The sequence below is a fragment of the Stenotrophomonas maltophilia genome (assembly GCF_006974125.1).
Lineage (GTDB): Bacteria > Pseudomonadota > Gammaproteobacteria > Xanthomonadales > Xanthomonadaceae > Stenotrophomonas > Stenotrophomonas maltophilia_O.
The window spans coordinates 4,372,347-4,397,867 of record NZ_CP037858.1 but is presented as its reverse complement, the minus strand read 5'-3'; the positions used below and the strand labels follow the sequence as shown (position 1 = coordinate 4,397,867).

The window sequence follows — 25,521 nt, the reverse complement described above, 5'->3', positions numbered from 1 at the left end:
ATCGGATGCAGTGGGCGCGGAAAAGGTTTAAGCGGAACCTGCGTCGCGCGGTCAGGTTCAGGGCTGGCACGCAGGGCGTGCACGCGGCTAGCGGATGCGGGAGGGCGACCGTCCGAACTGCCGCTTGAACGCGGCACTGAAGCTGCTGGTATGGGCGTACCCGGCAAGGCTGGCCGCCACGTCCACCGATACCCGCCGCTGCAGCAGCGCATCGTGTGCCCGTTGCAGGCGCAGTGCACGCAGCCAGGCCGCGATGCTGCTGCCGTGCAGCTGCTGGAAGGTGCTTTGCAGGTCGACGGCGTTGGTCCCCAGCCTGCGCGCCATCTGGTTGATGGTCAGGCCATCGGCCTCGCCGCTCTGCAGCCACTGCTGCAACTGGTCCACGCAACGCCGCAGATGCGTGCTGGGGCCAGGTGCGTCGCGCTCGGCGACCACGGAACGGACAACGCTGGCTGCGACCTCCAGCGCAAAACTCTCGCGCTGCAGGCTGGCCAGCAGAGGCGGCTCCGCCGCTTCCGTCCCGAACAAGGCAGCAGCTCGCCGCAGCAGCGGCGCAGGCGGCTGCCACGCCTGGTTGCGCGCGTGGCTCAGCCGCAGGCGGCTGAGACCGGCCGAGGCAATGCCATCGAGCTGGCGCGACAGCCAGTCCCGGCTGAGGTGCAGGCTGACCTTGGTTTCCTCACGACCCGCCTGCCAGTGGCGCTGGAACGCTTCCTCCTCGCGAAGGTGGACCAGCATCGCCGGGCTCCCGGCCCGGCGGCTGTCCATCTGCAGGCGCTGGTTGGCGATGACCACTTCGGCCTGTCCCTGCAGCAGGAAACTGGCGGTGAGCCCCGCAGGCAGGCAGTTCTGGCTGCGGCCGCCGACCATGTCCTGGCTGCGGCTGAGATAGAGCACCAGACCGCTGTCCATCGACTGCACCTGCTGCCAGCCGGCCAGCACCGGCAGCGCATCGGGAAGGCCCGATTCAAAGTCGACCCGGCCGCCCAGCGCGTGGGCGGCGCTCATCAGTTCGGCGCAGGAATAGACCTGCATGCAAGGCACCCACGAATGCTGTCGTGCCTAAATTTTCTTTCGTCGCGCCTAAACTTGCAATCGTATTGCAAATTATTCTCATTTGCGGGGCTGGGCCACTGCCCCTTTCCCCTGTTCAGCAAGAAGGTCGATGGCAATGGGTCTGGTGATCAACGAGGCGGTGGTGCTGCGTGCCGTCTTCCATGGCGCGGTGGATGCGGACCAGATCCGGTACTGGCTGGACCGCGTGCAGGCGCTGATCGAGGCCCACCGTCCCTTCTACTTCATTGCCAGCACCGCGCCCGGTGCCACCTTCTGCGACGATTACCGTGCCCTGCAGGCGGTCTGGTACAAGCAGTACAAGGCCGCCTTCCGGCAGTACTGCCGGGGCCTGGTACGCATCGCCAGCGATGCCGCCGAGCGGCAGCGGCTGGACACCCCGGCGCTGCACGCGGCCTGGGCCGTGCCTTACTTCGTCACCGCCGATGCCGGCGCGGGCATGCGCTGGATTGGCGAGCACCTGGAGCAGGCCGATGCGCACTGAGCGCGCCGCCGCTTCGCCATTCGGCCTGGGGGTGATTGTCGCGCTGTACATGGCGCACGCGCTGCCCCTGTATTTCTACAACGTGGCGGTGCCCGCCATCCTGCGCAGCCAGGGCGTGGACCTGCGCTGGATCGGCATGCTGTCGCTGCTGTACCTGCCGTGGGCGCTGAAGTTCCTGTGGGCACCGCTGGTGGACCGTTGGCACCTGCCCGCCCTCGGCCGCCGCCGCAGCTGGCTGTGGCTGACGCAACTGTTGCTGCTGGCCGGCATCCTGGTGCTGGCGTTCACTGGCCTGGATCATGGCCTGGTCGTGTTCGTGCTGGTCGGCATGTGGATCTCGAGCATTGCCGCCACCCAGGACATCGCCATCGACGGCTACACCGTGGAGGCGCTGGCGCCGGCCGAGCACCGGTTGGGCAGCATGGCGCAGAGCGTGGGCGTGGCCCTGGGCAGCATGATTGGTGGCGCCGGCGTGCTGTGGCTGTATGAAACCCGCGGCTGGAGCGTGGCCCTGCTGAGCCTGGCCGCGATGAGCGCACTGACCCTGCTGGCAGTGCAGCAGATCAATGAAACGCCGGCCAGGCCCGACGCGCCGCGGCCGAGCATCCTGCGCGCGCTGCGCCGTCGCGAACTGCGCTGGGCGCTGCTGCTGATCGTGCTTTACCGGTTGGTGGAAGCGCCGGCCATGGCGATGATCAACCCGCTGCTGGTCGACCAGCAGTTCAGCCTGACCGAGATCGGGTTGCTGATCTCGGTGGGCGGTGCCGGCACCGGCATGCTGGCAGCCGTGGGCGCAGCCTGGCTGCTAAAGCAGCACCGGGCCGAGCAGCTGTTGATGCATGCCGGCTGGTGGCGCACGGCGCTGTACGTGCTGCTGGCATTGATGCTGTACAGCGGCGCGCTTGCGACCTCGCGGCTTGGCCTGGGCGCGCTGGTGATCGCTCTTCTGGCGCTGCGCTATGTGGCGATGACCAGCCTGTATGCCTTGTTCATGCGGGTCAGCTCGCGTGCGCAGGCCGGCACCGACTTCACCCTGCTGGTGTGCTTCGAGCTGCTGGTCAATTTCATCGGCGGCGCATTGTCCGGCTTCCTCGCCAAGGGCATGGGCTACCCCACCTACTACATCGCGCTGGCCACGGTTTCGGCGCTTGGACTGCTGTTGTGCCGGCCGCTGATGCGCCGCTTCGCAGCACCCACGAACTCCCCCTGATACGCAACGAGGACACCATGCGGCATACCGCAGCAACCCTTCCGCTGGCTGTGCTGGCGATGGCCATCAGTGGCCAGCTGGCGGCGCAGAATGCGTCTGCTACGGCCGGCACCCGGCAACTGGATGCGGTGAGTGTCACCGCCGTGCGAGGCGCACGCAGCGTGGCTGAGATCGCCGGCACCGTGTATGCCATCGAGCACGAACAGATTGCCCAGCAGATCACCGCCGGGCGCAGCACCGCCGACATCCTCGGCCAGCTGGTGCCGTCGCTGGCGCCGGCCAGCGGTACCACCAGCAACTACGGCATGACCATGCGTGGCCGCAGCGTGCAGGTGATGATCGATGGCGTGCCGTTGACCGGCGCACGCGATGGGTCGCGCCAGCTCAACAGCATCTCGCCGACCATGATCGAGCGCATCGAGGTGATCTCCGGCGCCACCGCGCTGTATGGCGCCGGTGCCAGTGGCGGCATCATCAACATCATCACCCTGCAGCCCGGCGAGCAGCCGGTGCAGCTGGCCAGCCAGTTCGGCCTGCGCAGTCCCTCGCATCTGTCCAGTGACACGCTGGCCTGGAACGCCGCGCAGACCATGACCGTGCGCGGCGATCAGTTCAGTGGCGCGTTCGGCTTCGCCTATGGCCGGCAGGGCGCATCGCTGGATGCGCATGGCCGCCGCATCGGCCCGGAGATCGCGCAGACCGATCGGCAGGACACCGAGACCCGCGAACTCAATGCACGCCTGGACTGGACCCCGACGGACAGCCAGCGGTTGAGCGTCGGCGTACGCTGGTTCGACGATCAGCAGGACAGTGATCATGGCCCCGACTATGGCCCGCGCCTGGCCGCGCTGTTCAACCCTGCATTCACGCCCAACCACCAGGCGCTGCCCGGCCTGCAGCTGGAGGCGCAGCCGCGGACCCGGCACCAGGGAGTGAATGTGCAGTATCGCAACCGCGACCTGCCGGGTGGGCAGGAACTGAGCGTGGAAGCCTATTACCGCAACGAGCAGGGGCGCTGGTTCCCGTCGGTGTCGACCCTGGTGCACCCGGCGCTGCGTGGTGGCTTCGCCTATGTGGCGATGCAGTCCAACACCGACATTGATGTCTGGGGCCTGCGCAGCGCGCTGCACAAGGATTTCCAGGTCGGTGGCCGCAGCCTGCAGCTGTCGTATGGCGTGGACCATGAACGCGAGCAGGATCGCCAGCGCGGGCAGATGTATGACATCAACCGCTTCATCGCCAGCAATGGTCTCGACTACCAGCCCACCGCGCAGTACGCGATGGGGCCGGACGTGCGCGTGGATACCACCGGCCTGTTCCTGCAGGCCGATCATTCGCTGGGTGAGCGCTTCAGCGTGCAGGCCGGCGTGCGCCACCAGATCCTGCGCAACCGCGTAGAAGACTCGCTTCCCTACACCGAAGCGATCACCGCCGATGCCGTTGCCGGGTACCAGCCGCGCTTGCTGCAGGGTGGCCGCGTGCGCCACTCGCAGACCCTGTTCAATGCCGGCGTGGTGTACCGGCTGGATGCATCGCAACAGCTGTTCGCCAACGTCTCGCAGGGCTTCAGCCTGCCCGACACCCAGCGCATGCTGCGCGATGTACCGGCAACCTTCGTCATCGACAGCCGCAATATCGGCCCGATCAAGGTCGACAGCTACGAGCTGGGCTGGCGCCGCAGCGATGCATTGCTGCAGAGCGCAGTGACCGCGTTCTACAACCGCTCGGACAAGACCGTGCAGTTCAACCGCGACTACAGCGTGTCGGTGGCCGACACCGACGAGCGGGTGTGGGGCGTGGAGGCCAACCTGCGTTACACGCCGACCGCACCGCTGGAGCTGGGCGCCAGCCTTGCCAGCACCCGTGGCCAGTACCGCGACGCTGCCGGACGCTGGCGTGAGCTCAATGCGTTCCGCGTTTCACCCTTGAAGGCGGGTATGCATGGGCAGTGGCGCTTCGCCAACGACAGCCTGCTGCGACTGCAGGGGCAGGTCGTCGGTGGGACCGATCGCGCCTGGCGTGATGCACCGGCTGCTGCGATCAGCCCGAGCATCCGCGCAACCCCGGCCGCGAAGATCCACGGCTATGCGGTGTTCGACCTGATCGGCGAAGTACCGCTGGCCGGAGGTCGTTTCAGCGTGGGCGTCTACAACCTGGCCGATCGTGACTACCGCACGGTCTATGGCCAGCAGGCCGAGGCGACCTACGGAAAGATGTCCAGCCTGCCGGCGGCGGGGCGGACCTTCTCGATCGGGTACCGGGTGGAGTACTGAGGGAGGCGACCACCGCCCTACCGTTCGTCGGCCCATGACTTCCGGGGGGTTGACTACAGTTGTCGTCACGCAGACAGTGGCGACACGTGTAGTCAAGGGAGTGGTGTCATGCGTGGCAAGACGATCGGGGACCAGGAGCTGGCCCTGCTGCAGTACATCGATGAACATGCGCCGGCCAGCGTCGGCGAAGTCGCCAATGGCTACGGGGAGGCCCGTGGCCTGGCCCGTTCCACCGTGCTGACGATGATGGAGCGGCTGCGGGCGAAGGGGTATCTTCAGCGCCAGCAGCAGGACGGCGTCTACCGCTACCAGGCCACCCGTGGCCCGCAGAGCGTGCTGCAGGGTGCCGTGGCCCAGTTTGTCGACAACACCCTGCAGGGCTCGGTGTCGCCGTTCGTGGCCTACCTGTCGCAGCGCCAGCAGGTCAGCGACAACGAGCTGGCCGAGCTGGAAGCGCTGGTCGCCCAACTCCAATCGCGTCGCCACGAGGGCTGAGCCATGGACACCACGATGCTGATCCCGATGTTGGAACGGCTGGGCTGGACCAGCCTGCAGACCGTGCTGCTGGTGGCCCTGGTATACGGCCTGTGCCGCGCGCTGCCGTCGCTGTCGGCGGCTACCCGCTGCCGCCTGTGGTGGCTGGTGTCGCTGCAGGCCGTGCTCGGCCTGTTCTGGAGCCAGCCGTTGCAGTTGGCCTGGCTGCCGGCCCCCCAGGCCGTGGCGATGACCGCCACCGACGTTGCCGCCGATCTGGTCTATCCGCTGGCGCCGGAGGCCTCGGCGCAGCTGCTGGCGACGATGCCGATGCCTGCAGCGGACGTGCCGTCGGTGGCGTGGTGGGCCGTTGCACTGGCCGCGCTGTGGGCGTCCGGCGTGCTGCTGATGGCCGTGCGAACCTTCGGTGAGTGGCGCCGTTGCCGCGCGCTGCTGGCCGCCGCCTATCCCTGCGAGGACGAGGCGCTGGTGCAGGCCCTGCAGCTGGCCTCCGATGCGCACGGCGTGCGCCCTGCACCGCGGCTTTGGATGAGCACGCAGGTGGACTCGCCGCAGCTGGTCGGGCCGTTCCGCCCGGTGCTGCTGCTGCCGGCCGGCGACAATGCCCTGCAGGGTGACGCGCTGGACCTCGCACTGACCCACGAACTGCAGCACCTGCAGCGGCGTGACCTGCAATGGGGCCTGCTGCCCGCACTGGCCCAGCACCTGTTCTTCTTCCACCCGCTGTTGCGCCTGTCGGTGCGCGAATACGCCCAGGCCCGCGAGGAAGCCGTGGATGCGGCGGTGGTCGGCCAGCACGGCGCCAGCCGCCAGGCCTATGGCCGCCTGTTGCTGCAGCTGGGCGTGGCCCCGCAGCCGCATCTGGGCGTGGCCAGCGCCGCACCGAGCACCACCAGTCTCAAGCGTCGCCTGCTCTCGCTGCAGTCGCACCGGTCCTGCCCGCGCATCCTGGCGATGGCGCTGACCGCTGTGGTGGTGGTGGTGGGCGTGGCGCCGATGCGACTGGTCGCAGCGCCAGTGCCGCCGGCTCCGCCCGCACCACCGGCCGCCCCGAAGGCCGTGGTGCCGCCGCCGCCGAAGGCCCCGGAAGCACCGCCCGCACCGCCCTCGGCCGCGCGCGTTCCGGCCGTGCCGGTGGCTCCCGCACCGCCCGCCGAACCAGCCGATATGGAAGAACCGTCCGGTCCTGACGATGCCGACGTGGCCTACGTCGACGATGCCGCTGGCATGGATGAGGACCATGACGGCACGACCACCACGACCTCCATCACGACCTACGGTCGCCTCGATCTGGGCAAGTCGCCCCGGGAGGCCTTCGTGCTGGTCGATGGTGATTCGACCTTCGCCAACGGAGGCATGGACGACGTGACGGTGGCCCGCAGGCAGCTCGGCAAGGGCCCCGCACTGTGGTTCCGTCAGGGTGACAAGCGTTACGTGGTGCGCGACCCGATGTTGATCCAGTCGCTGCAGCGCGCCTATGCCGGTGCGGCGGACCTCGGTCGCCAGCAGAGCGAACTGGGCCGCCAGCAGAGTGCGCTGGGCCGCCAGCAGAGCGACCTCGGCAAGCAGATGGGTGAGATGGGGCGTCTGCAGGGTGAAGAGGCGCGCCGCATCGCACTGGCCGCCGCCGAGGCAGCACGCAATGCGATGGCCGCCCATGACATCAACCGTGAGGCGGCTGCGGAAGCGGCGAAGGCAGCGCGCGGTGCGACCCGCGATGTGGCCGTTGCGCGAGAGGCTGCACGCGAGGCTGCCGCCGAGGCACGTCGTGCGATGCAGGAAGCCCGCAGCGAGGCCGCGCAATCCGGCCGCACCCGTGACATGCAGCGCCTGGCCAGCCAGCAGTCTGAACTGGCCAGCCGTCAGGCGGCACTGGGCAGCCAGCAGGCCGCGTTGGGCGAGCGCCAGGCGCGTGTGCATGCGCAGGCATCGCAGCAGGCACAGCAGGTGATCGCGCGCGCACTGGCCAGTGGCAAGGCCGAGCGCCTCTGATCGGTAGTGCCGGCCGCGGGCCGGCAATGTGGGGTGCCGGCCAGCGGCCGGCACTACCCTGGGGCGATCAACCGCAGCTGGCGCGCTCGATACGGTTCTGCGCATCCACCTGCACGGTCACGCGATCCTGGCGGAAGTCCATGGTCACCGCCATGCCGGGCTTGACCACCCGTGCACCGCGTGCGCCGCTGGCGCTGACCAGCTGCTTCACCGTGGCTTCGTCGGCGGTCTTGCCGGTGAATGCTTCAAGCTTGTCGGGCTGGCACTCATGCGGGCCATCGGCCGCCGGTGGCGGCGTGGTCTCATGCGCGGTACTGCTGCCGGCATGGCTGCAGGCAGCCAGTGGCAGGATGGCGAGCAGGACCAGGGGATTGAGGCGCATCGTCGGGCTCCAGGCGTGGATGGTGGCGGCAGTGTCGCCGCTGCCACCGTCAGGCCGCGTCAACGCCTACTGCCCGACCAGCGCCAGCGTCTCGCGCTCGCGCTGTTCCTCGTGCACCAACCGCTGCAGCAGCAGGGCCAGGGTTACCACATCCTGGTGGTTGTGGTCGGCCACCCGGCGCAGGTTCACCGCATCGCCCCCGCGCAGGAAGCGCAGCCAAGCGCCCGGTGCTTCAGAACCGGGCAGATCGTCCTCGCGCACCACGCGCAGCAGCTGGCGTTCGATGGTGGACAGCTTGCAGTTCTCCCACGTGCCGCGATAGCGGCGGCGGGTCGGATAGAGCAGGTCGACGTGATCCAGTGCGCTGATCGGGCAACGCTGGCGTGCCAGCCGGTAGCGGGCCTTCAGCAGCGGCGCATCGTAGCTGCGGCCGTTGTAACTGCAGAACACGGTGGAGGGCTGCAGCCAGCGGGCGAAGGTGGCCAGCATCGCGTCCTCGGCGGCCATCGTCGACATCAGCAGCTGGCGGATGCGCAGGCCTTCACCACGTTGCGGACACACGTGCCAGTCGGCCGCGCCGATCATGAAGGCACGGGTGCCGGTGCCGCCGGCCAGGCCAGTGGTCTCGGTATCGAAGAACAGCAGATCGCGTGCGGCCACGTGCTGGTCCTCGCGCTTGGCGAAGGCCAGCGACAGCGGGGCGGTGGGGATCGGTTGCGGCTGCAGCGATTCGATCAGGAACAGGCCCGGCTCGATTTCCTCACCGGGCAGCTGGCGATCCTGTGCACTGGCGCGTGCCGGCGCGGCTCCACCGCGCGAACGCAGGCCGAGCAGGCGATGCAGGCTGCCTACTTCCGGCCGCCGCAGCGTCGCCGGTGTGGAGGCCGCAGCGCCGGTCGGCTTGTGGCGGATTTCCTGTTCGACCCAGGCGAACACCGAACGCTCGGCCGGTGGTTGCCGCGCATCGTTGGCGGCCACGGGTGCCGGAGGTGCAGGAGGCACGTCCGGCGCGGCCGGTGTACTCGCCTTCGGGTCGCCGGCCTGCCTGCGCAGCAGGCGCAGCTTGTCCAGGCTCAGGCTCACGGGGCCAGCAGCTCCATAGGATCGCCCGTGGTCACCACCACGTCGGGCACATGCTGGCAGGCGTCGGCATCGAACAGGTCGAGCACGCGCAGCGCCAGCGCACGCGGCGAAGTCTCATCTTCTTCCTGCGCGGCCAGTACGGGGCCCACGCAGGCCGGGCAGCCGGCCTTGCAGTCGCAGCGCTGCACCAGTTCGCGCGCGCGCTGCACCAGCTCGGCCTGGCGTTGCCACAGCGGCTCGCTGAGGCCGACGCCACCGGGGAAGTTGTCGTACAGGTACACGGTGGGCACGAACTCCTGCAGCAACTCCACCACACCGGGATCGCCCTCGCTGCCGCGCAGCTGGCCACGGCCGCTCTGGTCGGCGATCGCGAACCAGGAGCCATCGCCGTTGCCCACCGACTTCTGCAGGTCGCGTGCATCGGCCATCACCGCCACGGTGGCGACGATGTGCAGCGCGTACGCCGCGCCGAGGAATCCATCCAGCGCATCCTGCTTGCTGGCGAACGCGCGAAGCAGCAGCGCCTGCGGCAGCTGCCACCACACCGCAGTGGTGTGCAGTTCCTGGTCGGGCAGGTTCACCGGGCCGTAGCCGATGTTCTCGTGCGTGTAGTAGCGGATCTTCTTGTAGCCCGCCACGCGGCGCACCACGTGCACTTCGCCATGGTGCGAATCGCCACGCCCGGCCACGCCGCCATCGAAGCGGTCCAGCACCTTGAGCTTGGTGAAGTCGATGCTGTCGGTGTAGTAATCCACGTGGGTGCGCGTGACGTAGGCCTTGCGGCCTTCCCAGTCCAGCGTTTCCACCTGGTAGGGCGTGGACTGCACCATGTGGATCGCGCCTTCGTACAACGTGAGCGCGGCCGCGGAATAGTCGACCTCGGCGATGATCTGCTGGCGGCCATCGCTGCGGTCGACCACCACGAAGTTGCCATCGGCCACCGCACGCAGGCTGACCGCGTTGGCCGGGTAGCTGTCGGCGATCCATTCCCAGCGCTCGCCCTCGCGGTGGATGACTTCGGTTTCGGCCAGCGCTTCCAAAAACACTTCCGGATCGATCGGGCCGAAGCCATCGCCGACCCGGAACGGCAGCTCGAAGGCCGCGCAGCGGATGTGGTCGAACAGGATCAGCGGCTGGTCCGGCGCGATGCGTGCGTGTTCGGGCGAGGCCTCGGCGAAGAAATCCGGATGGCGTACCACGTACTGGTCCAGCGGCTGCGAGCTGGCCACCATCACCCCCAGCGCGGGCTGCTGGCGGCGACCGGCGCGGCCGAAGCGCTGCCAAGTGGCAGCGACGCTGCCGGGGTAGCCATTGAGGATGACCACGTCGAGGCTGCCGATATCCACGCCCAGCTCCAGTGCTGAGGTGCTGACGATGCCGTCGATGTTGCCCGCGCGCATCGCACGCTCGGTCTCGCGGCGTTCCGTGGGCAGGTAGCCACCGCGGTAGGCGCGGATGCGGGGCGGCTTGCGCGGGTCGTGGTCGAAGATGTCCTTCAGGTACTTGGTCAGCACTTCCACCATCAAGCGTGTCTGCGCGAACACCAGTGTCTTCAGCCCGGACTTGATCGCGATGCGCGCGATGCGGTTGCTCTGCGAGCGTGCCGAGGCGCGCAGACCCAGGTCCGGGTTGATCACCGGCGGGTTCCACAGCAGCACTTGTTTCGGCCCGCTGGGCGCGCCGGATTCGGTGATGGCGGTGACCGGTGCCTCGATCAACGCCTCGGCATGCGCCTGCGGATTGCCGATGGTGGCCGAGCACAGGATGAACTGCGGTTGCACGCCGTAGAACGCGCAGATGCGCTTGAGCCGGCGCAGCACGTTGGTGACGTGGCTGCCGAACACGCCGCGGTAGGTGTGTACCTCGTCGATGACGATGTAGCGCAGGTTCTCGAAGAACTGCGCCCACTTGGTGTGATGCGGCAGGATGGCCTGGTGCAGCATGTCCGGGTTGGACACCACGATGTCGCCGTGCAGGCGGATCGCCTGCCGCGCATCGCCGGGGGTGTCGCCATCGAAGGTGAAGGCCTTTACGCCCAGGTCGCCGGCACGGTTGAGTTCCAGCAGCTCGGCCACCTGGTCCTGGGCCAGCGCCTTGGTCGGGAACAGGTACAGCGCCTTGGCCTTGTCCTGCATCGCGGCGCTGACCACCGGCAGGGTGTAGCACAGCGACTTGCCGCTGGCGGTGGGGGTGACGATGGCCACGTGCTCGCCGCGCTGGCTGGCCTCCCACGCTTCGGCCTGGTGGCTGTAGAGCTGCTCGATGCCACGCGCCTTCAGTGCTGCGGCCAGTGCCGGTGGCACCGTGTCGGGAATGGCGCCGTAGCGGCCCTCGCGGCCGGGAATGGCGAAGCTGCCGGTGATGCGGTCCTGGTAGCGGCGCTGCAGGCGTGCACTGAGCAGGGCGCCGTCGCGGGCGGGCAGGCCATCGCGGGTGGCGAGCTTCCGCTCGGCATCGGCGGTGCGCTTGGCGAGTTCGTAAGCCATGGAAGATGGAGCCGGGACGGATTGCGAGGAGTCACATGGCACCACACTCACGTCTCAGGATGTGAGACACCGCACACGGAGGGCGTGAACCGTTCAGTGCCCGTGTCCCATGGCATCGCCGCATCGTCGCATCTCCCTGGGCTGAACAGCCGCCGGTGCGGCAACGAAATCTGAAGCCGGCATCCGTATCCTTGGGCGCTGGACGCAACCAACAGGGGGATGGCTGTGGCACGACGTGGAACGCAGGGAGCACTCCTGGCCAGCATGCTGCTGGCGGGCATCGCACAGGCACAGCAGGCCGCGCCGGTGGCGGTGCCCGATCCTGCACCCGTTCCCCCTGCTGATGCCCCGACAGCAGCCACCGCGCCGATTTCCATCGCCTTGCCGCAGGACAACGTCACCACCCTCGGCGAAGTGCGTGCGCTCAAGCCGGAAGACGAGCCGCTGGATCTGTACCGCTTCAAGAATCCGGTGAAGTTCGGCGACAACCGCTTCAGCCGCGACTGGAGCGAACCGCCATCGCCGGAGCAGGTCAGCATGGGCGGCGGCTACATCATGATGGGCGTGGTCAAGGGCGTGCTGGCGGCGGGCCGGGGTCTGAACAAGCTCACCGGCGGCCCCGACCAGATCCAGTCCGCCATTGCACGGCCACCGCCGGAGCTGAGCGCCGAGCAGCAGCGGCGCGCGTTGCAGTTCTGCCAGGAGCAGGAAGGCTGCGGCGCGCCGCCGGTGAAGTAGGCCGGTATATCCTGCCGGTTCCTCAACCGGTAGCGCTGCCATGTTCCTGCGTTCGTTCTGCCTGCTGGCTGCATTGCTGCCTGCGTCCGCCTTCGCTGCCGGCATCGCCGGTGATGGCGCGTGCCGCAATGGCGCGTTCCCCTCCGAACAGAGCCAGTTCGCGCTGGCGCGGGTGGTCGATGCACAGCGCCTGTATCTGCTCGGCGACATGGACGGTTGCCCGGCCAAGGGCGAACCGGCCTGCCGCCAGCGCAGCTATGTGGTCAACGGCGATACCGTGGTGACCGGTCGCGACCTTGGCCGCTACCGCTGCGCGTTCTTCCCGAACAAGGTGGGTGGCAGCGCCGGTTGGGTCGACCGCAGCAAGCTGCAGCCGTTGCCGGTGGCCGTGCCAACGCTGCAGGACTGGGCGGGCGACTGGAAGGACGGCGACAACGGCCTGCGCATCACCGTGCAGGGCGGGCAACTGCATGTGGAGGGTGACGCCTACTGGCCCTCTGCCAACCCCACGCCGGAGCAGCGTCCCTACGGGCCGAACATGGGCCAGGTGGAAGCGCGCGCCGCGCCGCGTGGTGCCGATGTCGAGTTCGTCGAGGACACCTGCAAGGTGCGCGTCCATTCGCTGGGTGAGGTGCTGATCGTGGCCGACAACAGCGAGTGCGGAGGCATGAACGTGCGCTTCAATGGCGTGTACCTGCGCGCGGGCACGCGCTGACCCCGTCGAAAGGCAACCGGTCAGTAGATCCACGCCATGCGTGGATGCGGTTCGCGGACCCATCGGCGGGGCCAGAGCCCTTTTGCGGGCGAAAGGGATCCGACCCCGAAGTTACCGCCGCCGTTCCAGCCACCACAGCAGCGATGCGCACAACACGAACGCCAGCCACCACGGCCAGCGTGAGCCCGCCACGGGTTGCGTCACTGACGCATCCGGCGGCGTGCTGGCAGCCAACGCCTGCGTGGTCGCATCGATCATCACCTGCCGATGCAGCGTCGGTGCATCCTTCGGGTCGAACACATAGCGCCAGACAACGCTGTCGCCATGCTGCAGGCGCTGCCAGCCTGCCTCACGGGGCCACCAGCCGGCGCAGCGCAGTGCCGACGTCGCGCCATCGATGATCAGGGGTATATCGTCGCCACGCTTGTTGAAGACCTGCAGCGGCGCCTGCACGCCGCACAGCATCTGCCGTTCGCCTGCCCAGCCGATCGGCTTTGGTGACCACAGTGCATCAGCGCTGCCCTGTGCACGCGCCAGGGTGGCCACCACACTGCTCCACAGTTCGCCGTGGCGATCATCGCGACCGGCCAGCACCCAGCGCCAGCTGTCGGTGAGTGGCAGCAGGCCGACGCGCCCCTTGCCGGCCGCGCGCCAGCCGCCGACGGCCTTGCCGCCCCGATCGTGCAGCAGTGCGTTGCTGCCCGGTGCCTGCAACGCCAGTGCTTCCAGCGAAGGCAGCGCAGCGCTGTGCGAGCTGCGGTCGGCTTCTTCGCCGTAGCCGGTTGGCAGTGTGCCGGCGGCAAGCGGGCCACGCCGTGCGGCGAGGATCGCGCTTTCGCCATCACCGGGAAGTGCGAGGGTGTGGCTGCTGCCATCGCCCTGCACTGGCAGGCCAAGATCGAGCAGGCGCTGGCGCGCACTGGCCGAAGGTGCCCCGGCACTTCGTACCAGTACACCCAGACCCTCGCGCAGCGCATGGCGCACGACGGCCAGCTGGCCTGCACTCAGGGCCGCCAGGCTGCGTTCGTCCAGCAGCAGCAGGTCGCTGCGCGCCAGCGTTGCAGCATCGATCGAGACCACGCCATCGCCCACGCTGAGCCCGGCCCCGGTATCGGCCTGCACCTGCATGCGGAGGCCGGCATCGGCGGCCCAGCGGCGCAGGTACTTCAGTTCCGGGCCGGGTGCGCTGGCACGCACCAACAGGCGCAAGGGCGTTGCCGGCAAGGTCTGCTGCGGCACCGGTACGGTATCCACCACATGGCCTTCGGTGTCGAGCAGGCGCAGCCGGAACACGCTGCGGCCTTCGGCACGGGCGATGCCGGTGAGCTGGACGCGACCGTCGTCGGCAACGTCCATGCGATCGACCACGCTGTCGGCCGGGTCCAGCAGCTCGGCCTTCGCCTTTGCCGCGCCACGCGCCTGCGCCTGTACCTCGAAGCGTCCGCCGGGAGCGACGTCGGCCGGTGGCTGCAGCGCGACCCAGCCGCGCGGTGCGGGTGCTGCCTGCCAACGCACGTCGCCCGGCAACGCCGCGTCGCGATCGCGTGCGACCAGTCCGGCGCCAACGAGCGTGAGCGTGGAGGCCGGGTGTTGGCGCAGCGCGGTGGCCAGGTCGGGAACGCGCTGTGCGCCGGGCACATCGGCAGCTTCCGGCAACAGCAACAGCGGGCCTTCGCTGGCCGGAAGTGCGCCGGCCTTGCCGGCATCGATTCCGAGCACGACCAGCCCGCCTGCGGGTTGCTGGCGGGTGGGTGGCACCAGGCAGAAATACAGCAGCGTGGCGACGACGATCTGCAGTGCGATCACGCTCCACCGGCGGCCCGGGTGCGCGGTGCTTCCACGCAACTGGCGCACGCTGGCGATGACCACGACCACAGCGAGTGCCAGCGCAATCCACAGGTTCAGGCTGGAGGCGTTCATGGCTGCGCCTCCAGCGCATCGAGGTAGCGCTGGCCCATCGCATCGGCCGCACTGCGCCGCATCGCCTGCGGCAGTGGACGCTGCAGCGCCCGCCACAGCTGCGCGCGCAGGCGCTGACGACAGTCGCCGCAGTCGGGCTCGATGCGCAGCTGCTCGATGGCCGCGGCCAGATCCAGTGCATCGGGCAGGTAGGCCGCGTTGCGCTGCTGCCAGGCCGCGAGCGCATCGAGATCCGGTGCGCCGTTGTCATCACCGAGGCGTTGCCAGGCTTCAACGATGGCCGGATCTGGCGGAGTGCGCGCAGCCAACGGCAGTTCACGACTGGCCAGCCCGGCGCGATCACCGCCGAGGCGACGGCCTTCATCGATCGGCGGCAGCTCCGGTCCAACCCGGGCCAGATAGATGCGTTCGGCCTGCTGTACCTGCTTGATGAAGCCCAACGCCTTGTAGGCGAAGGGCAATGCCTGTTCCGGACGGCCCTGGCGCAGCTCGCCTTCGGCCGACCACATCTGGTCCAGCGCGGCCTTCAACGTGGCGCGGGTCTGCGGATCGAGCAGGGTGGCCGCTTCGGCGTGGTCATGGGTGTGTCCGTATTCGGAGAGCACGTCGGTGTCGCTGCCGAATACCGGCGGCGTATCGCGGTTGTCCGCCTTGCCGCCGTGATCATGGCCATGCGCGTCGTGCGCCCCACCATCGGCGCCATGGTCGTGATCGTGATCGTGATCGCTGTCGTGATCGTCTGCGGCCGGCGTATCGCTGGTGGGCAGGTCGCTGGTCGGCGGTGGCTTCGGCGCACCTTCGCTTTCCTCGCCCAGGAACTGGCCGTAGCGCAGGCGCAGGATGCGCTGGTCGACACCGATCGCATCGCTGCGCTTCACGAAGTCCTCGGCGGCCAGGCTGCGTCGCTGCCGGATCAGCGCTTCGGCATCGATGATGATCTGCCGCTGGCTGCGGAAGTACGCAGGCAGGGTTTTCCTGATTCGGCCTTCCAGCTCTGCACCGAGCGCGACTTCGGCGCTGGGCAGGCGCAGGATCACGCTGCTGCTGCGCCCGGTCTGCGGCGTGGGTGCATGGTTGTCGCGTACCTCCAGCTGGGCGATCACATCGTTGCCGGGCTGCGCGCCCAGCGCAGCCAGATCAAGGGTGTGGGCGAAGCGCCGCGCGGTGGCTTCGCCGCTGCCGGCAAGCGTGACGCTGCGCTTCACGAAGGTGATGTTCTCACCGCTGCCCTGGGTGGTGGTGATCGACAGCGTTGCCTGCGCCGCGACACCGTAATCGTCGCTGGCCTCGAAGCGCAGCGCCCACTGCCGTTGCCCCGGCGTGCCCAGCACCAGGCTGGCCGTGGGCTCCAGTACGCGCACGCTGGGTGCACGGTCGGCCACCACATCCAGCCGATGCAGGCGGGTCTCTGCCAGTGCCGGTTCGCTCACCACGCGGTACAGCACTGGCGTGCGTGCCACATCCTGCGCCTGCCACTGTCCTTCGTGCTCGCTCAGTGGCAACCGGCGACCATCGTGGAACTGCAGCCATGCCTTGTCCGGGGCGCGGTCGAAGCGCAGCGACCAGGACAGCCGGCTGTCGGCGGCGACCTTGGCGTCCAGTGCATTCCGGGTAAGCGTGGCCTGGCCGGTATAGGCCGGCGCGTCGATGCGCAGGCGGGTGGACTGCAGGCGCAGCGGGCCTGCGGCAGCCGTGCTGCCAGGTGCCGACGTGTGGGCAGGCGCGGAACCGGGGTTCGAACGTGGCCAGCCCAGTGCCAGCACAACAATGGCCAGGCCTGCGATCCAGCACAGCGCCAATGCCCCGCGCGGCCAGCGCGGACGCAGCTCCGGCATCGCGCGTTCCAGCGTGGCCAGCACATGCGCACGCTGGCGCTGCTGCAGCGGATTCAGCGTGGCGGCATCGGCGAACAGCAGGTCGGCACTGTCCTCGCTGGCACCGCTGCCATCGAGCTGGCGCTGCAGCCATTGCCGGTCCAGCTGGCGGGCACGCGCGGTGGCGAAGGCCGCACACACGAGCAGGCTGACCGTACCGACGACGCAGGCGATATCGAAGCCTGCCAGACGCAGGGCCAGCACCGCCGCAGCCAGCGCCCATGGCAGGACCAGCAGCAGGGTGATGAGCGCACGGCGACGGCGTGCGCGTTGCCAGGCGTGCTGCAGGGTGTTCATGCGCCCACCCTGCGCTGGGCACTGCTGGCCATCCAGCGTTCCAGCGCGAACAGCAGCACGATGGCCAGCAACAGCCAAGGTGTCGGCTCACGCAGCGGCGGTGTTGCAGCAGGCAATACGGCCCGGTGCGGTGCGTGGTCACGTGCGTCGCCCAGGCGCGGGGCCATGGGCGGCTGCAGCGCCAGCAGCAGGGCACGTGGCAGGCGCGGATCGCGCAGCGCAGCGTTGCTGGCGGCATTCCAGTCGCCCGGCAGCGCCAGCAGAGAGCCGTGGCCGATGCGTTGCTGCCACAGCAGCGGTGCGCCCTCGGCGTCGCGCAGCAGGATGCGGGCGCTGGCAGCAGGCTTGCCGGCGGTTACGATACGACCGCCGTCGCGCAACCACGCCTGCCAGTTTGCTGGCAGTGCATCGCTGCGGCTCCACACGCCGATCTCGCCGCGTTCGGGCAGGGCATCCCCCGCCAAGGGCGAGGGCAGTGCCTGCACGCCCCACGCGCGCTGCAGTGCGTTCAACCAGTGCTGGGCAGTGGCGGATGCCTCGCCGTGTACGCGTAGCCGCGGCAGTGCCGCTGCAATCTGCGGCGGGGTGACCGGCATCGGCTGCGTGTGCCATCGCACCTCGCGCGACAGCTGCAGGCGGGCGCCATCCAGGCCGGGCAGGGGATCGGGAACGTGCACGGCCAACGCGGTGCCCGCTGGCAGCTGCGCGTCCAGTTCGCGCAGCAGGCTGGGCAGGGACGCGCTGGACGCAGGCGGTGCTTGGTCGATGGCGGGGAAGCCGGGTGCCAGCCAGTGCCAGGTGCGGTCCGCAGCGGAACCACGCAGTGCAGCGGCGTCCAGCCCAGGGGCCACCACCGTCCACGCATCGGGGGCGGGAGCGGGGCCGGTCAGCGCAGGTCGTGCCAACAGCAAGGCCAATGCAGCCAGCAGCAACAGGCGCACCAGCAGCAACGGCCAGTCATCGAAGCGGATGCGTTGGCGCGGCCGGATCTGTGCACGCAGCCAGCGCAGCGCGGCGAAATCCAGTGGCGTATACGGATGGCGGCGGGCGAGGTGGATCAGCAGCGGCAGCAGCCCTGCGGCGAGCGCGGCGAGGCCGAGCGGGAACAGCAGGGTCATGCACCGCCCCCACGGCCGAACAGCGCCTGCAGCGCCTGGTCCAGAGGCTGGTCGAGCCAGCCGGTGGCACTGGCGATGCCGCTGGCCTGCAGGCGCGCATGCAATGCGCTGCGTGCATCAGCGAAGCGCTGCAGGTAGTCGGCGCGGATCGCCGCGCCGTCGCCCAACAGTTCCTCGCCGGTTTCCGGGTCGCGGAAGCGATGGCCGGCGTCGAACGGGAAGTCGCGCTCGTCGGCGGTCAGGATCTGCAGCAGTGCCACTTCGCGGCGTGCGCTGGCCAGTTGTTCCAGCAGCACGATGCCGGCATCGTCGAAGCCGTCGCCGATCGCCAGCAACAGGTCGCCCGGGCGCACGCGCTCCCACAGCGGCCGAAGGCGATCGGCCGCAGGCCAGGCGCCGCGCGCCTGCAAGGCATGCAGTTGCAGATGCACGCGATCACGCTGGCGTGCGCCGTTCGCCGCGGGGACCAGCTGCAGGCCATCGCCATTGATCGCCAGCAGGCCGAAACGGTCACCCTGCTGCAGGGCTAGCTCAACCACGCAGGCGGCCACGCCGCGCATATGGTCCAGACGTGTGCGCGGCGGTGCCGCGCGATCCGCCTGGTTGGCCGAAGCGGTGGCGTCGAGCAGCAGCCAGACCGTGATCGGGCTTTCGCGTTCGGACTCGCGCACGAAGAAGCGGTCCGAGCGGGCGTACAGCTTCCAGTCGATCTGGCGCAGTTCGTCGCCGGGCTCGTAGGCACGGTACTGGGCGAATTCGAGACCGGCACCGCGGCTGCGGCTGGCGTGCTGGCCGATGCCACTGGCACCGCTGGCCAGGCGCGGCCGCAACCGCAGCAGGCGCAGGCGCGCACGCAGTTCCGGTGGCAAGGTCAGCGGGGTACCGGCGTTCACGCGTGGATCAACCCGGGAACGGCACGGCCTGCAGGAGGGCGGCGACCACGTCGTCGGCACGCTTCTGCTCGGCCTCGGCGGCGAATGACAGCAGCAGGCGATGGCGCATCACCGGCGCGCCCAGTGCCTGCACATCCTCGCGGGTGGCGGCGAACCGGCCCTGCAGCAGCGCACGTGCTTTCGCAGCGAGCACCAGCGACTGCCCGGCACGTGGACCAGCGCCCCATTTCACCCACTGGTTGATCGCCGCCGGCGCGCCGGCGCCCGGACGGCTGGCACGCACCAGGCGGGTGATCCAGGCCAGCACGTCCGGGCTGACATGCACCTGACGCACGGCGGCCTGCAGTGCGATCACCGCCTCGGCGTCCATCACCTTCGGCACCGCGTCGGTGGCACCGCCGGTGGTCTGTTCCAGGATCTGCCGCTCTTCGTCTTCGCTCGGGTAGTCCACCAGCACATGCAGCAGGAAGCGGTCCAGCTGTGCTTCCGGCAGCGGGTAGGTGCCGGCCTGCTCGATCGGGTTCTGCGTGGCCAGCACGAAGAACGGCGCGGGCAGCGCATAGGTGATGCCGGCGTAGCTGACCGTGCGCTCCTGCATGGCTTCCAGCAGTGCGGCCTGGGTCTTGGGCGGGGTACGGTTGAGTTCGTCGGCCAGCAGCAGGTTGGTGAAGATCGGGCCTTGCTGGAAACGGAAATGGCGATGGCCGGTGCCGTGGTCTTCCTCCAGCAGCTCGGTGCCGAGGATGTCGCTGGGCATCAGGTCCGGGGTGAACTGCACGCGCCGGAACTGCAGCTCCAGCGCCTGGCCGAGTGAGCGCACCAGCAGGGTCTTGCCGAGGCCCGGCGCCCCTTCCAGCAGGCAGTGGCCGCCGGCCAGCAGGCCGATCAGCAGCTGTTCGACCACGGTGTTCTGGCCCACCACGGCGCGTGCGAGCGCAGCGCGCAGATCGTGCAGGCGCGGCAGCAGGGAATCGAGGTCGGGGGCGGTCATGGGCGTGCAGGTCCTATCAATTGTTCAACGCGTACATCACGATGTTGACGCCGAAGCGGGTGTTGTCTTCGGCCAGGAAACGCTTGTTGCGCCAGTCGTAGTCCCACTCGCAGCCATAGTCCTTGTTGCTGTAGAGCAGGCCCAGGCGGCCACCGACCTCGATGCCCTTCAGGTAGTCGTGCACCAGGTCGTCGCCCCAGCCGTTGAGTTCGAAGCTGGTGGCGGGCGGGCCATCCGGGAAGCGGAAGAAGCTGCGGTACAGCGCGTGGCTGTTGGGCAGCTTCTGCAATGCCTTCGGGCCGAACAGGCGGCCCATCTGCGCCTCGAACGAGGTGGCGAACAGGCCGTCGATGTCATGGTTGCAGTCGTCGACGAAGACGAAGCCGCCATTGCGCACGTAGCGCACGAAGTTCTGCCGTTCGGCGGCGTTGAACTCCACCAGCGTATGCCCGGCCAGGTAGCAGAAAGGCGCCTCCAGCATGCGCGGGTCGGCCAGCGCCACCACGTGCTCCTGCGGATCCACGCGCAGCGAGGTGTAGTCGATCAGCGAGGTGATCAGGTTGGACGGCATGCGCGCGTCCACGTCCCAGTCACCGGAGTCGTACTGCAGGCGGGTGAACCAGAAGTCGTAACGCGAACTGCGCGGGCCTGCCTGCGCCCAGGCCGGCAGTGCCGCCGCCGAAGCGGCAGCGGCCAACCAGCGCAGGCAGGCCCGGCGATCCATCAGACAGCGTCGGACAGCGAGGTGAAGGTGAAATCGCGCAGCTTCATCGGCGGGATCATCATCACGTAGCTGGATTCATCACCGGCCACGCGCACCGGCTTGCCCAGCTCTTCGATGTTGTTGAGCATGATCACCGGCGATTCGTTGAAGCGGAAGTTCTTCACCGGATGCTTGATCTGGCCGTTCTCGATGTAGAAGGTGCCGTCGCGGGTCAGGCCGGTCAGCAGCACGGTCTGCGGATCGACCATGCGGATGTACCAGGTGCGGGTGACCAGGATGCCCTTCTGGGTGCCGCGCACCAGCTCGGCGGTGCTCTTGTCGCCACCGCTCATCAGCAGGTTGCCCGGCGAGGCCTTGGCGGTCTTGCCCTGCTTCTGTGCCCAGAAGCGCGAGTAGTCCAGGTTGGCGATCTTGCCGTTCTCGATGATGGCGATGCGCTCGCGCGGCAGGCCCTCGTTGTCCCACGGCAGCACCGGTGCATCCGGATGCCACGGGTCGGCGATCATGGTCACGCGCGGGTCGTAGACCTGATCGCCCAGCTTGTTGCCGCCGCCCTTCTTGGACAGGAAGCTGCGGCCTTCATCGGCCGAGCGTGCGCTGAAGAAGTTCATCATGAAGCTGATCAGGCCCGCCGCCGCGGCCGGCTCCAGGATGACCGTGTACTTGCCCGGCTCCAGCGCCTTGGCTTCGGCCGATTCGGTGGCCTTGCGCATGGCGATGCGGATGTCCTGGTCGGCCTTGAAGTCGGCCGCATCCTTCAGGTTGCGGCCGACCCAGCCCGAACCACGGCCATCTTCAGTGCGCACGGTACAGGTGTAATCGAAGTTGGTGGTGCGCTGGTAGGCGAAGTTGCCGTTGCTGTTGGCGGTGGCCTGGAAGCCCTGGCCGTCTTCGAGGAAGCCGGCAGCGATCAGGCCATGGCCACGGCACGGGGCGATCGAATCGGCGGCAACCTTGGCACGGAAGGCCGGATCGATCGCGGCGGTGGATTCGCTGAAGGTCGGGCTGGCGCGGTAGCTCTGCTTGCCGATGGCCGGCATGAACTCCGGGTTCTCCGGGGCCAGGCGGGCCAGGTCTTCGGCGCGGCGTACCACGCGCTCCAGCGCGGCATCGTCGAACTCGTTGATCGAGGCGGTGCCCACGCGCTTGCCGAAGGCGACGGTGACCGCCAGTTCGGTGTTGTCGACGATGCCGCTGGTGGAGACATTGTTCAGCGCGAAACGGATGTTGCCGCTGATCGCGCCAGCCAGCACGGCGGTGCACTCATCGGCCTTGGACAGGGCGATGACCTTGTCGAGGATGGCCTTGGCCTGGGCTTCGGTGAAGATACTCATGGTGTAAGGGCTCCTGACCGATCAGCCGAGGCTGCGTGCGGTGTTGATGACGTTGATGCCGTTGAAGCGCGCGGTGGACGAGCCGTGCGAGACCGCCGAGACCTGCCCCGGCTGGCCCTTGCCGTCGAAGAACGAACCGCCCAGGCGGTAGTCGCGCTCGTCGGCCACGGCGGTGCAGGCGTTCCAGAACTCCGGCGTGCGGATCTGGTAGGCCACGTCTTCCAGCATGCGGGTGATCTGGCCGTTCTTGATCTCGTAGAACAGCTGGCCGCCAAACTGCGCGTTGTAGCGCTGCTGGTCGATCGAGAACGAACCATCACCGATGATGTAGATGCCGTTCTCCACGTCCTTGATCAGGTCCGGCACGCTCAGTGGCTTCTTGCCCGGCGCCATCGACACGTTGGCCATGCGCTGGAACTGCACGCTGGACCACGAATCGGCATAGCAGCAACCGTCGGACTCGGTCTTGCCGAGGATGTGGGCCTGGTCGCGGATGGTCTGGTAGTCCACCAGCTTGCCGTTGCTGATCAGATCCCAGCGCTTGCACTTCACGCCTTCATCGTCGTACGCCACCGCGCCGAGGCTGCCCGGCTGGGTCTTGTCGGCGAAGATGTTGACCAGCTCGCTGCCGTACTGGAAATGCTGCTCGCGCTTGTCCAGGGTGGCGAAGCTGGTACCGGCGTAGTTGGCTTCGTAGCCGAGCACGCGGTCCAGTTCCAGCGGGTGGCCGATCGACTCGTGGATGGTCAGCCAGGTGTGTGACGGGTCCAGCACCAGGTCGTACTTGCCTGGCTTCACCGACGGCGCCTTCAGCTTCTCCTGCGCCTGCCTGGCGGCGGCGATGGCGTCCTCCTTCATGTCGTAGGAGGAGCTGTAATTGACCACGCCATTGGGGCCGACCACCTTGCCGGCGGCGGCGCCATCCAGGTACTCGTAGCCCAGGCCCATCGGCGAGGACAGGCCCGAACGGGTACGGAACTTGCCGCTGGACTTGTCGATGGCGGTGACCGTCATCGGGGCCCAGATGCGGTGCACGTCCTGGTCGATGTAGGAACCGTCCGTGGAGGCGAAGTACTTCTGCTCGTTGACCAGGAACAGCATCGAATTGACGAAGCTGGCACCGGCACCCATCGCCGCAGCGTTGACGTCCAGCAGCAGGCCGACCTTGTCCTTGATCGGCACCTCCATCGCGTTCTTGCGGATCGGCGTGCGCCAGCTCACCTCGCCCACGCCTGGCGCCTTGGCCAGCTGCACCGGCGCGGTCTGCACGCCGGCGTTGGCCTTGGCGATTGCTGCCGCCTGCTGTGCGGCCTTGGCCACATCGGCAGTGCCCAACGCGTTGGTGGCGGCGAAGCCCCACGCACCGTTGACGATCACACGGATGCCCACGCCGGTGGACTCGGTGTTCACCACGTTCTGCACCTTGTCCTCGCGGGTGATCACGAACTGCCGCAGGTAGCGGCCGATGCGCACGTCGCAGTAGGTGGCGCCAGCGCTGCGTGCGGCCTGCAGGGCGGCGTCGGCCAGGCGCTTCTTCAGCGCCGGGTCGAGGCTGGACTGCAGCTGCTCGGCGGCGATCACCTTGCCGAAGAAGGAGGGCACGATCAGCCCGCCCGCGGTAAGCCCGGTCAGGGCCAGGAAGTCACGTCTTTGCAAGGCTGCTCTCCATGTCGAAGGATGGGTGGCTCAAGCGCCGAGACTGCGCGCGGTGTTGATGATGTTGATGCCGTTGAAGCGGGTGGTGGACGAACCGTGCGAGACCGCCGAGACCTGGCCGGGCTGGCCCTTGCCGTCGAAGAACGAACCGCCGAGACGGAAGTCACGCTCGTCGCAGATGGCGGAGCAGGCGTTCCAGAACTCCGGCGTACGGATCTGGTAGGCCGCATCCTCGACCATGCCGGCGATCTTTCCGTCCTTGATCTGGTAGTACAGCTGGCCACCAAACTGCGCGTTGTAGCGCTGCTGGTCGATCGAGTACGAGCCCCGGCCGTGGATGTAGATGCCGTTCTCCACGTCCTTGATCATGTCTTCGACGCTGAGTGGCTGCTTGCCCGGTGCCAGCGAGACATTGGCCATGCGCTGGAACTGCACGCTGGACCACGAATCGGCATAGCTGCAGCCATGCGATGCATCGCGGCCGAGGATGTGTGCTTCATCGCGGGTGGCCTGGTAATCGACCAGCACGCCGTCGCGCACCAGGTCCCAGCGCTGGGTCTTCACCCCTTCATCGTCGTAGCCGACCGCACCGAGGCTGCCCGGCTGGGTCTTGTCGGCGAAGAAGGTGACGATGTCGCTGCCCCAGCGGAAGCCGGCATCGCGCTTGTCCAGCGTAGCGAAGCTGGTGCCGGCGTAGTTGGCCTCGTAGCCGAGCACGCGGTCCAGCTCCAGCGGGTGGCCGACGTTCTCGTGGATGGTCAGGAACAGGTTGGACGGGTCCAGCACCAGGTCGTACTTGCCGGGCTTCACCGACGGCGCCTTCAGTTTCTCGCGGGCGTGGCGGGCGGCGGCGATGGCGTCCTCGACCGGGTCGTAGGAATCGCGGTAGGCGGTGATGCCACCGGGCAGCTGCACCTTGCCGCGTGCATCGCCATCAAGGAACTCATAGCCCATGCCCATCGGCGACGACAGGCCGGCACGGGTGCGGAACCTGCCGCTGGCCTTGTCGATGGCGGTGGCGGTGAACGGCAACCAGATGCGGTGGATGTCCTGGTCGATGAACGAGCCGTCGCTGGACGCGAAGTACTTCTGTTCGTTGACCAGGAACAGGGTGGAATTGATGTAGTCGGCGCCCGCATTCAGCGCGGCGGCATTGAGTGCCAGCAGCAGCTCGACCTTGTCCTGGATCGGCACTGCCATCGCATTGCGGCGCACCGGCGTCTGCCAGCGTACCTCGCCGACCGAAGGCGTCGGTGCCAGCTGCACCGGCCGGGTCTGGATGCCGGCGTTGGCGCGCGCGATCGCGACGGCCTGCTCGACCGCGGCGCGCACGGCGGCCTCGGTCTGCTGATGGGTTGCAGCGAAGCCCCAGGCGCCGTTGACGATCACCCGCACGCCCACACCGGACGATTCGCGGTTGGTCACATTGCCGACCTGGTGTTCGCGGGTGATGACCGACTGGTTGAGATAGCGGCCGATGCGGACATCGCAGTAGCTGGCCTTGGCCGTGCGTGCGGCGGCGAGCGCCACGTCCGCCAGGCGTCTGCGCTGGGCGGTATCAACCGGCGCCAGCAGCTGCTCGGCAGCGATGGCACGGGAATGCGGCAGCAGCAGGCCCGCCAGGCCCAGACCGGAAAAAGCCAGGAACTCACGTCGTTGCACAGCGTTTCTCTCTCTCGCTTGCGTGCGGTTGGCAACGGGCCGGACCGATCACGTCAACTCCTCGACTTTCGCCAGCGCGGCGGCTTCGGGCAAGTGACTGCAGTCATGGTTGGGGAGGGT

20 protein-coding genes are annotated in these 25,521 nt (G+C 68.4%); 7 read left to right on the top strand and 13 right to left on the bottom strand.

The annotated features are described in order from the left end of the window. Nucleotides 1-87: 87 nt before the first annotated feature. A complete protein-coding gene (locus EZ304_RS20245; protein ID WP_142807980.1) occupies nt 88-1,035 on the bottom strand; it encodes a helix-turn-helix transcriptional regulator in 948 nt (315 codons plus the stop codon). Nucleotides 1,036-1,165: 130 nt separating this feature from the next. Here EZ304_RS20245 and EZ304_RS20240 point away from each other — a divergent pair, with 130 nt between their 5' ends. From EZ304_RS20240 to EZ304_RS20220, 5 genes are all read left to right on the top strand, one after another. Continuing rightward, nucleotides 1,166-1,558: a hypothetical protein gene (locus EZ304_RS20240; RefSeq protein ID WP_260678157.1), complete on the top strand. Its 393-nt coding sequence runs from the start codon at nt 1,166-1,168 to the stop codon at nt 1,556-1,558. Next, nucleotides 1,548-2,768 carry an MFS transporter gene (locus EZ304_RS20235; RefSeq protein WP_142807979.1) on the top strand — a complete coding sequence of 407 codons (1,221 nt, stop codon included), beginning with the start codon at nt 1,548-1,550 and terminating at the stop codon, nt 2,766-2,768. The genes EZ304_RS20240 and EZ304_RS20235 overlap by 11 nt, the downstream gene beginning before the upstream one ends. Nucleotides 2,769-2,785: 17 nt before the next feature. Further along, on the top strand, nt 2,786-5,041 hold the full coding sequence (locus EZ304_RS20230; protein ID WP_142807978.1) for a TonB-dependent receptor: 2,256 nt from the start codon (nt 2,786-2,788) through the stop codon (nt 5,039-5,041). 108 nt (nt 5,042-5,149) lie between these two features. After that, a complete protein-coding gene (locus EZ304_RS20225; RefSeq protein ID WP_099552780.1) occupies nt 5,150-5,536 on the top strand; it encodes a BlaI/MecI/CopY family transcriptional regulator in 387 nt (128 codons plus the stop codon). A 3-nt stretch (nt 5,537-5,539) separates the two neighbouring features. After that, the gene (locus EZ304_RS20220) at nt 5,540-7,528 is read left to right on the top strand and encodes a M56 family metallopeptidase (protein ID WP_142807977.1); all 1,989 of its coding nucleotides are present in this window, start codon (nt 5,540-5,542) and stop codon (nt 7,526-7,528) included. 67 nt (nt 7,529-7,595) lie between these two features. Here EZ304_RS20220 and EZ304_RS20215 read toward each other — a convergent pair whose 3' ends face one another. The 3 genes from EZ304_RS20215 to EZ304_RS20205 form a co-directional block, all read right to left on the bottom strand. Continuing rightward, on the bottom strand, nt 7,596-7,910 hold the full coding sequence (locus tag EZ304_RS20215) for an I78 family peptidase inhibitor (protein WP_099552778.1): 315 nt from the start codon (nt 7,908-7,910) through the stop codon (nt 7,596-7,598). A gap of 66 nt (nt 7,911-7,976) precedes the next feature. Continuing rightward, nucleotides 7,977-8,993, bottom strand: a complete 1,017-nt coding sequence (locus EZ304_RS20210; RefSeq protein ID WP_099552777.1) for a ribonuclease H-like domain-containing protein — start codon at nt 8,991-8,993, stop codon at nt 7,977-7,979. Next, nucleotides 8,990-11,479: a DEAD/DEAH box helicase gene (locus tag EZ304_RS20205; protein WP_142807976.1), complete on the bottom strand. Its 2,490-nt coding sequence runs from the start codon at nt 11,477-11,479 to the stop codon at nt 8,990-8,992. The genes EZ304_RS20210 and EZ304_RS20205 overlap by 4 nt, the downstream gene beginning before the upstream one ends. Before the next feature lie 219 nt (nt 11,480-11,698). On the opposite strand from EZ304_RS20205, the gene EZ304_RS20200 reads away from it, so the two are divergent. Beyond that, nucleotides 11,699-12,217 (top strand): hypothetical protein, encoded by a 519-nt coding sequence (locus EZ304_RS20200; protein ID WP_142807975.1) that lies wholly within the window; start codon nt 11,699-11,701, stop codon nt 12,215-12,217. 40 nt (nt 12,218-12,257) lie between these two features. Continuing rightward, the gene (locus EZ304_RS20195; protein WP_142807974.1) at nt 12,258-12,932 is read left to right on the top strand and encodes a hypothetical protein; all 675 of its coding nucleotides are present in this window, start codon (nt 12,258-12,260) and stop codon (nt 12,930-12,932) included. 111 nt (nt 12,933-13,043) lie between these two features. Here EZ304_RS20195 and EZ304_RS20190 read toward each other — a convergent pair whose 3' ends face one another. From EZ304_RS20190 to EZ304_RS20150, 9 genes are read right to left on the bottom strand one after another with little or no spacing between them, the layout of a single operon-like run. Further along, nucleotides 13,044-14,852: a hypothetical protein gene (locus tag EZ304_RS20190; protein WP_142807973.1), complete on the bottom strand. Its 1,809-nt coding sequence runs from the start codon at nt 14,850-14,852 to the stop codon at nt 13,044-13,046. Then, the gene (locus EZ304_RS20185) at nt 14,849-17,023 is read right to left on the bottom strand and encodes a DUF4175 domain-containing protein (protein WP_142807972.1); all 2,175 of its coding nucleotides are present in this window, start codon (nt 17,021-17,023) and stop codon (nt 14,849-14,851) included. Before EZ304_RS20185 ends, EZ304_RS20190 begins: the two co-directional genes overlap by 4 nt. Continuing rightward, entirely contained in the window at nt 17,020-18,141 is a 1,122-nt protein-coding gene (locus EZ304_RS20180) for a BatA domain-containing protein (RefSeq protein ID WP_142807971.1), read from the bottom strand. The genes EZ304_RS20185 and EZ304_RS20180 overlap by 4 nt, the downstream gene beginning before the upstream one ends. Then, nucleotides 18,138-19,034: a DUF58 domain-containing protein gene (locus EZ304_RS20175; RefSeq protein ID WP_142807970.1), complete on the bottom strand. Its 897-nt coding sequence runs from the start codon at nt 19,032-19,034 to the stop codon at nt 18,138-18,140. Before EZ304_RS20175 ends, EZ304_RS20180 begins: the two co-directional genes overlap by 4 nt. 7 nt (nt 19,035-19,041) lie before the next feature. Continuing rightward, nucleotides 19,042-20,025, bottom strand: a complete 984-nt coding sequence (locus EZ304_RS20170) for an AAA family ATPase (protein ID WP_142807969.1) — start codon at nt 20,023-20,025, stop codon at nt 19,042-19,044. Nucleotides 20,026-20,041: 16 nt separating this feature from the next. Beyond that, a complete protein-coding gene (locus EZ304_RS20165) occupies nt 20,042-20,749 on the bottom strand; it encodes a DUF4159 domain-containing protein (protein ID WP_099552768.1) in 708 nt (235 codons plus the stop codon). After that, the gene (locus EZ304_RS20160; RefSeq protein ID WP_142807968.1) at nt 20,749-22,083 is read right to left on the bottom strand and encodes a TldD/PmbA family protein; all 1,335 of its coding nucleotides are present in this window, start codon (nt 22,081-22,083) and stop codon (nt 20,749-20,751) included. Before EZ304_RS20160 ends, EZ304_RS20165 begins: the two co-directional genes overlap by 1 nt. Before the next feature lie 21 nt (nt 22,084-22,104). Next, entirely contained in the window at nt 22,105-23,739 is a 1,635-nt protein-coding gene (locus tag EZ304_RS20155; protein ID WP_099552766.1) for a TldD/PmbA family protein, read from the bottom strand. A gap of 30 nt (nt 23,740-23,769) precedes the next feature. Then, nucleotides 23,770-25,401 carry a TldD/PmbA family protein gene (locus EZ304_RS20150; RefSeq protein ID WP_185959203.1) on the bottom strand — a complete coding sequence of 544 codons (1,632 nt, stop codon included), beginning with the start codon at nt 25,399-25,401 and terminating at the stop codon, nt 23,770-23,772. Nucleotides 25,402-25,521 lie beyond the last annotated feature (120 nt).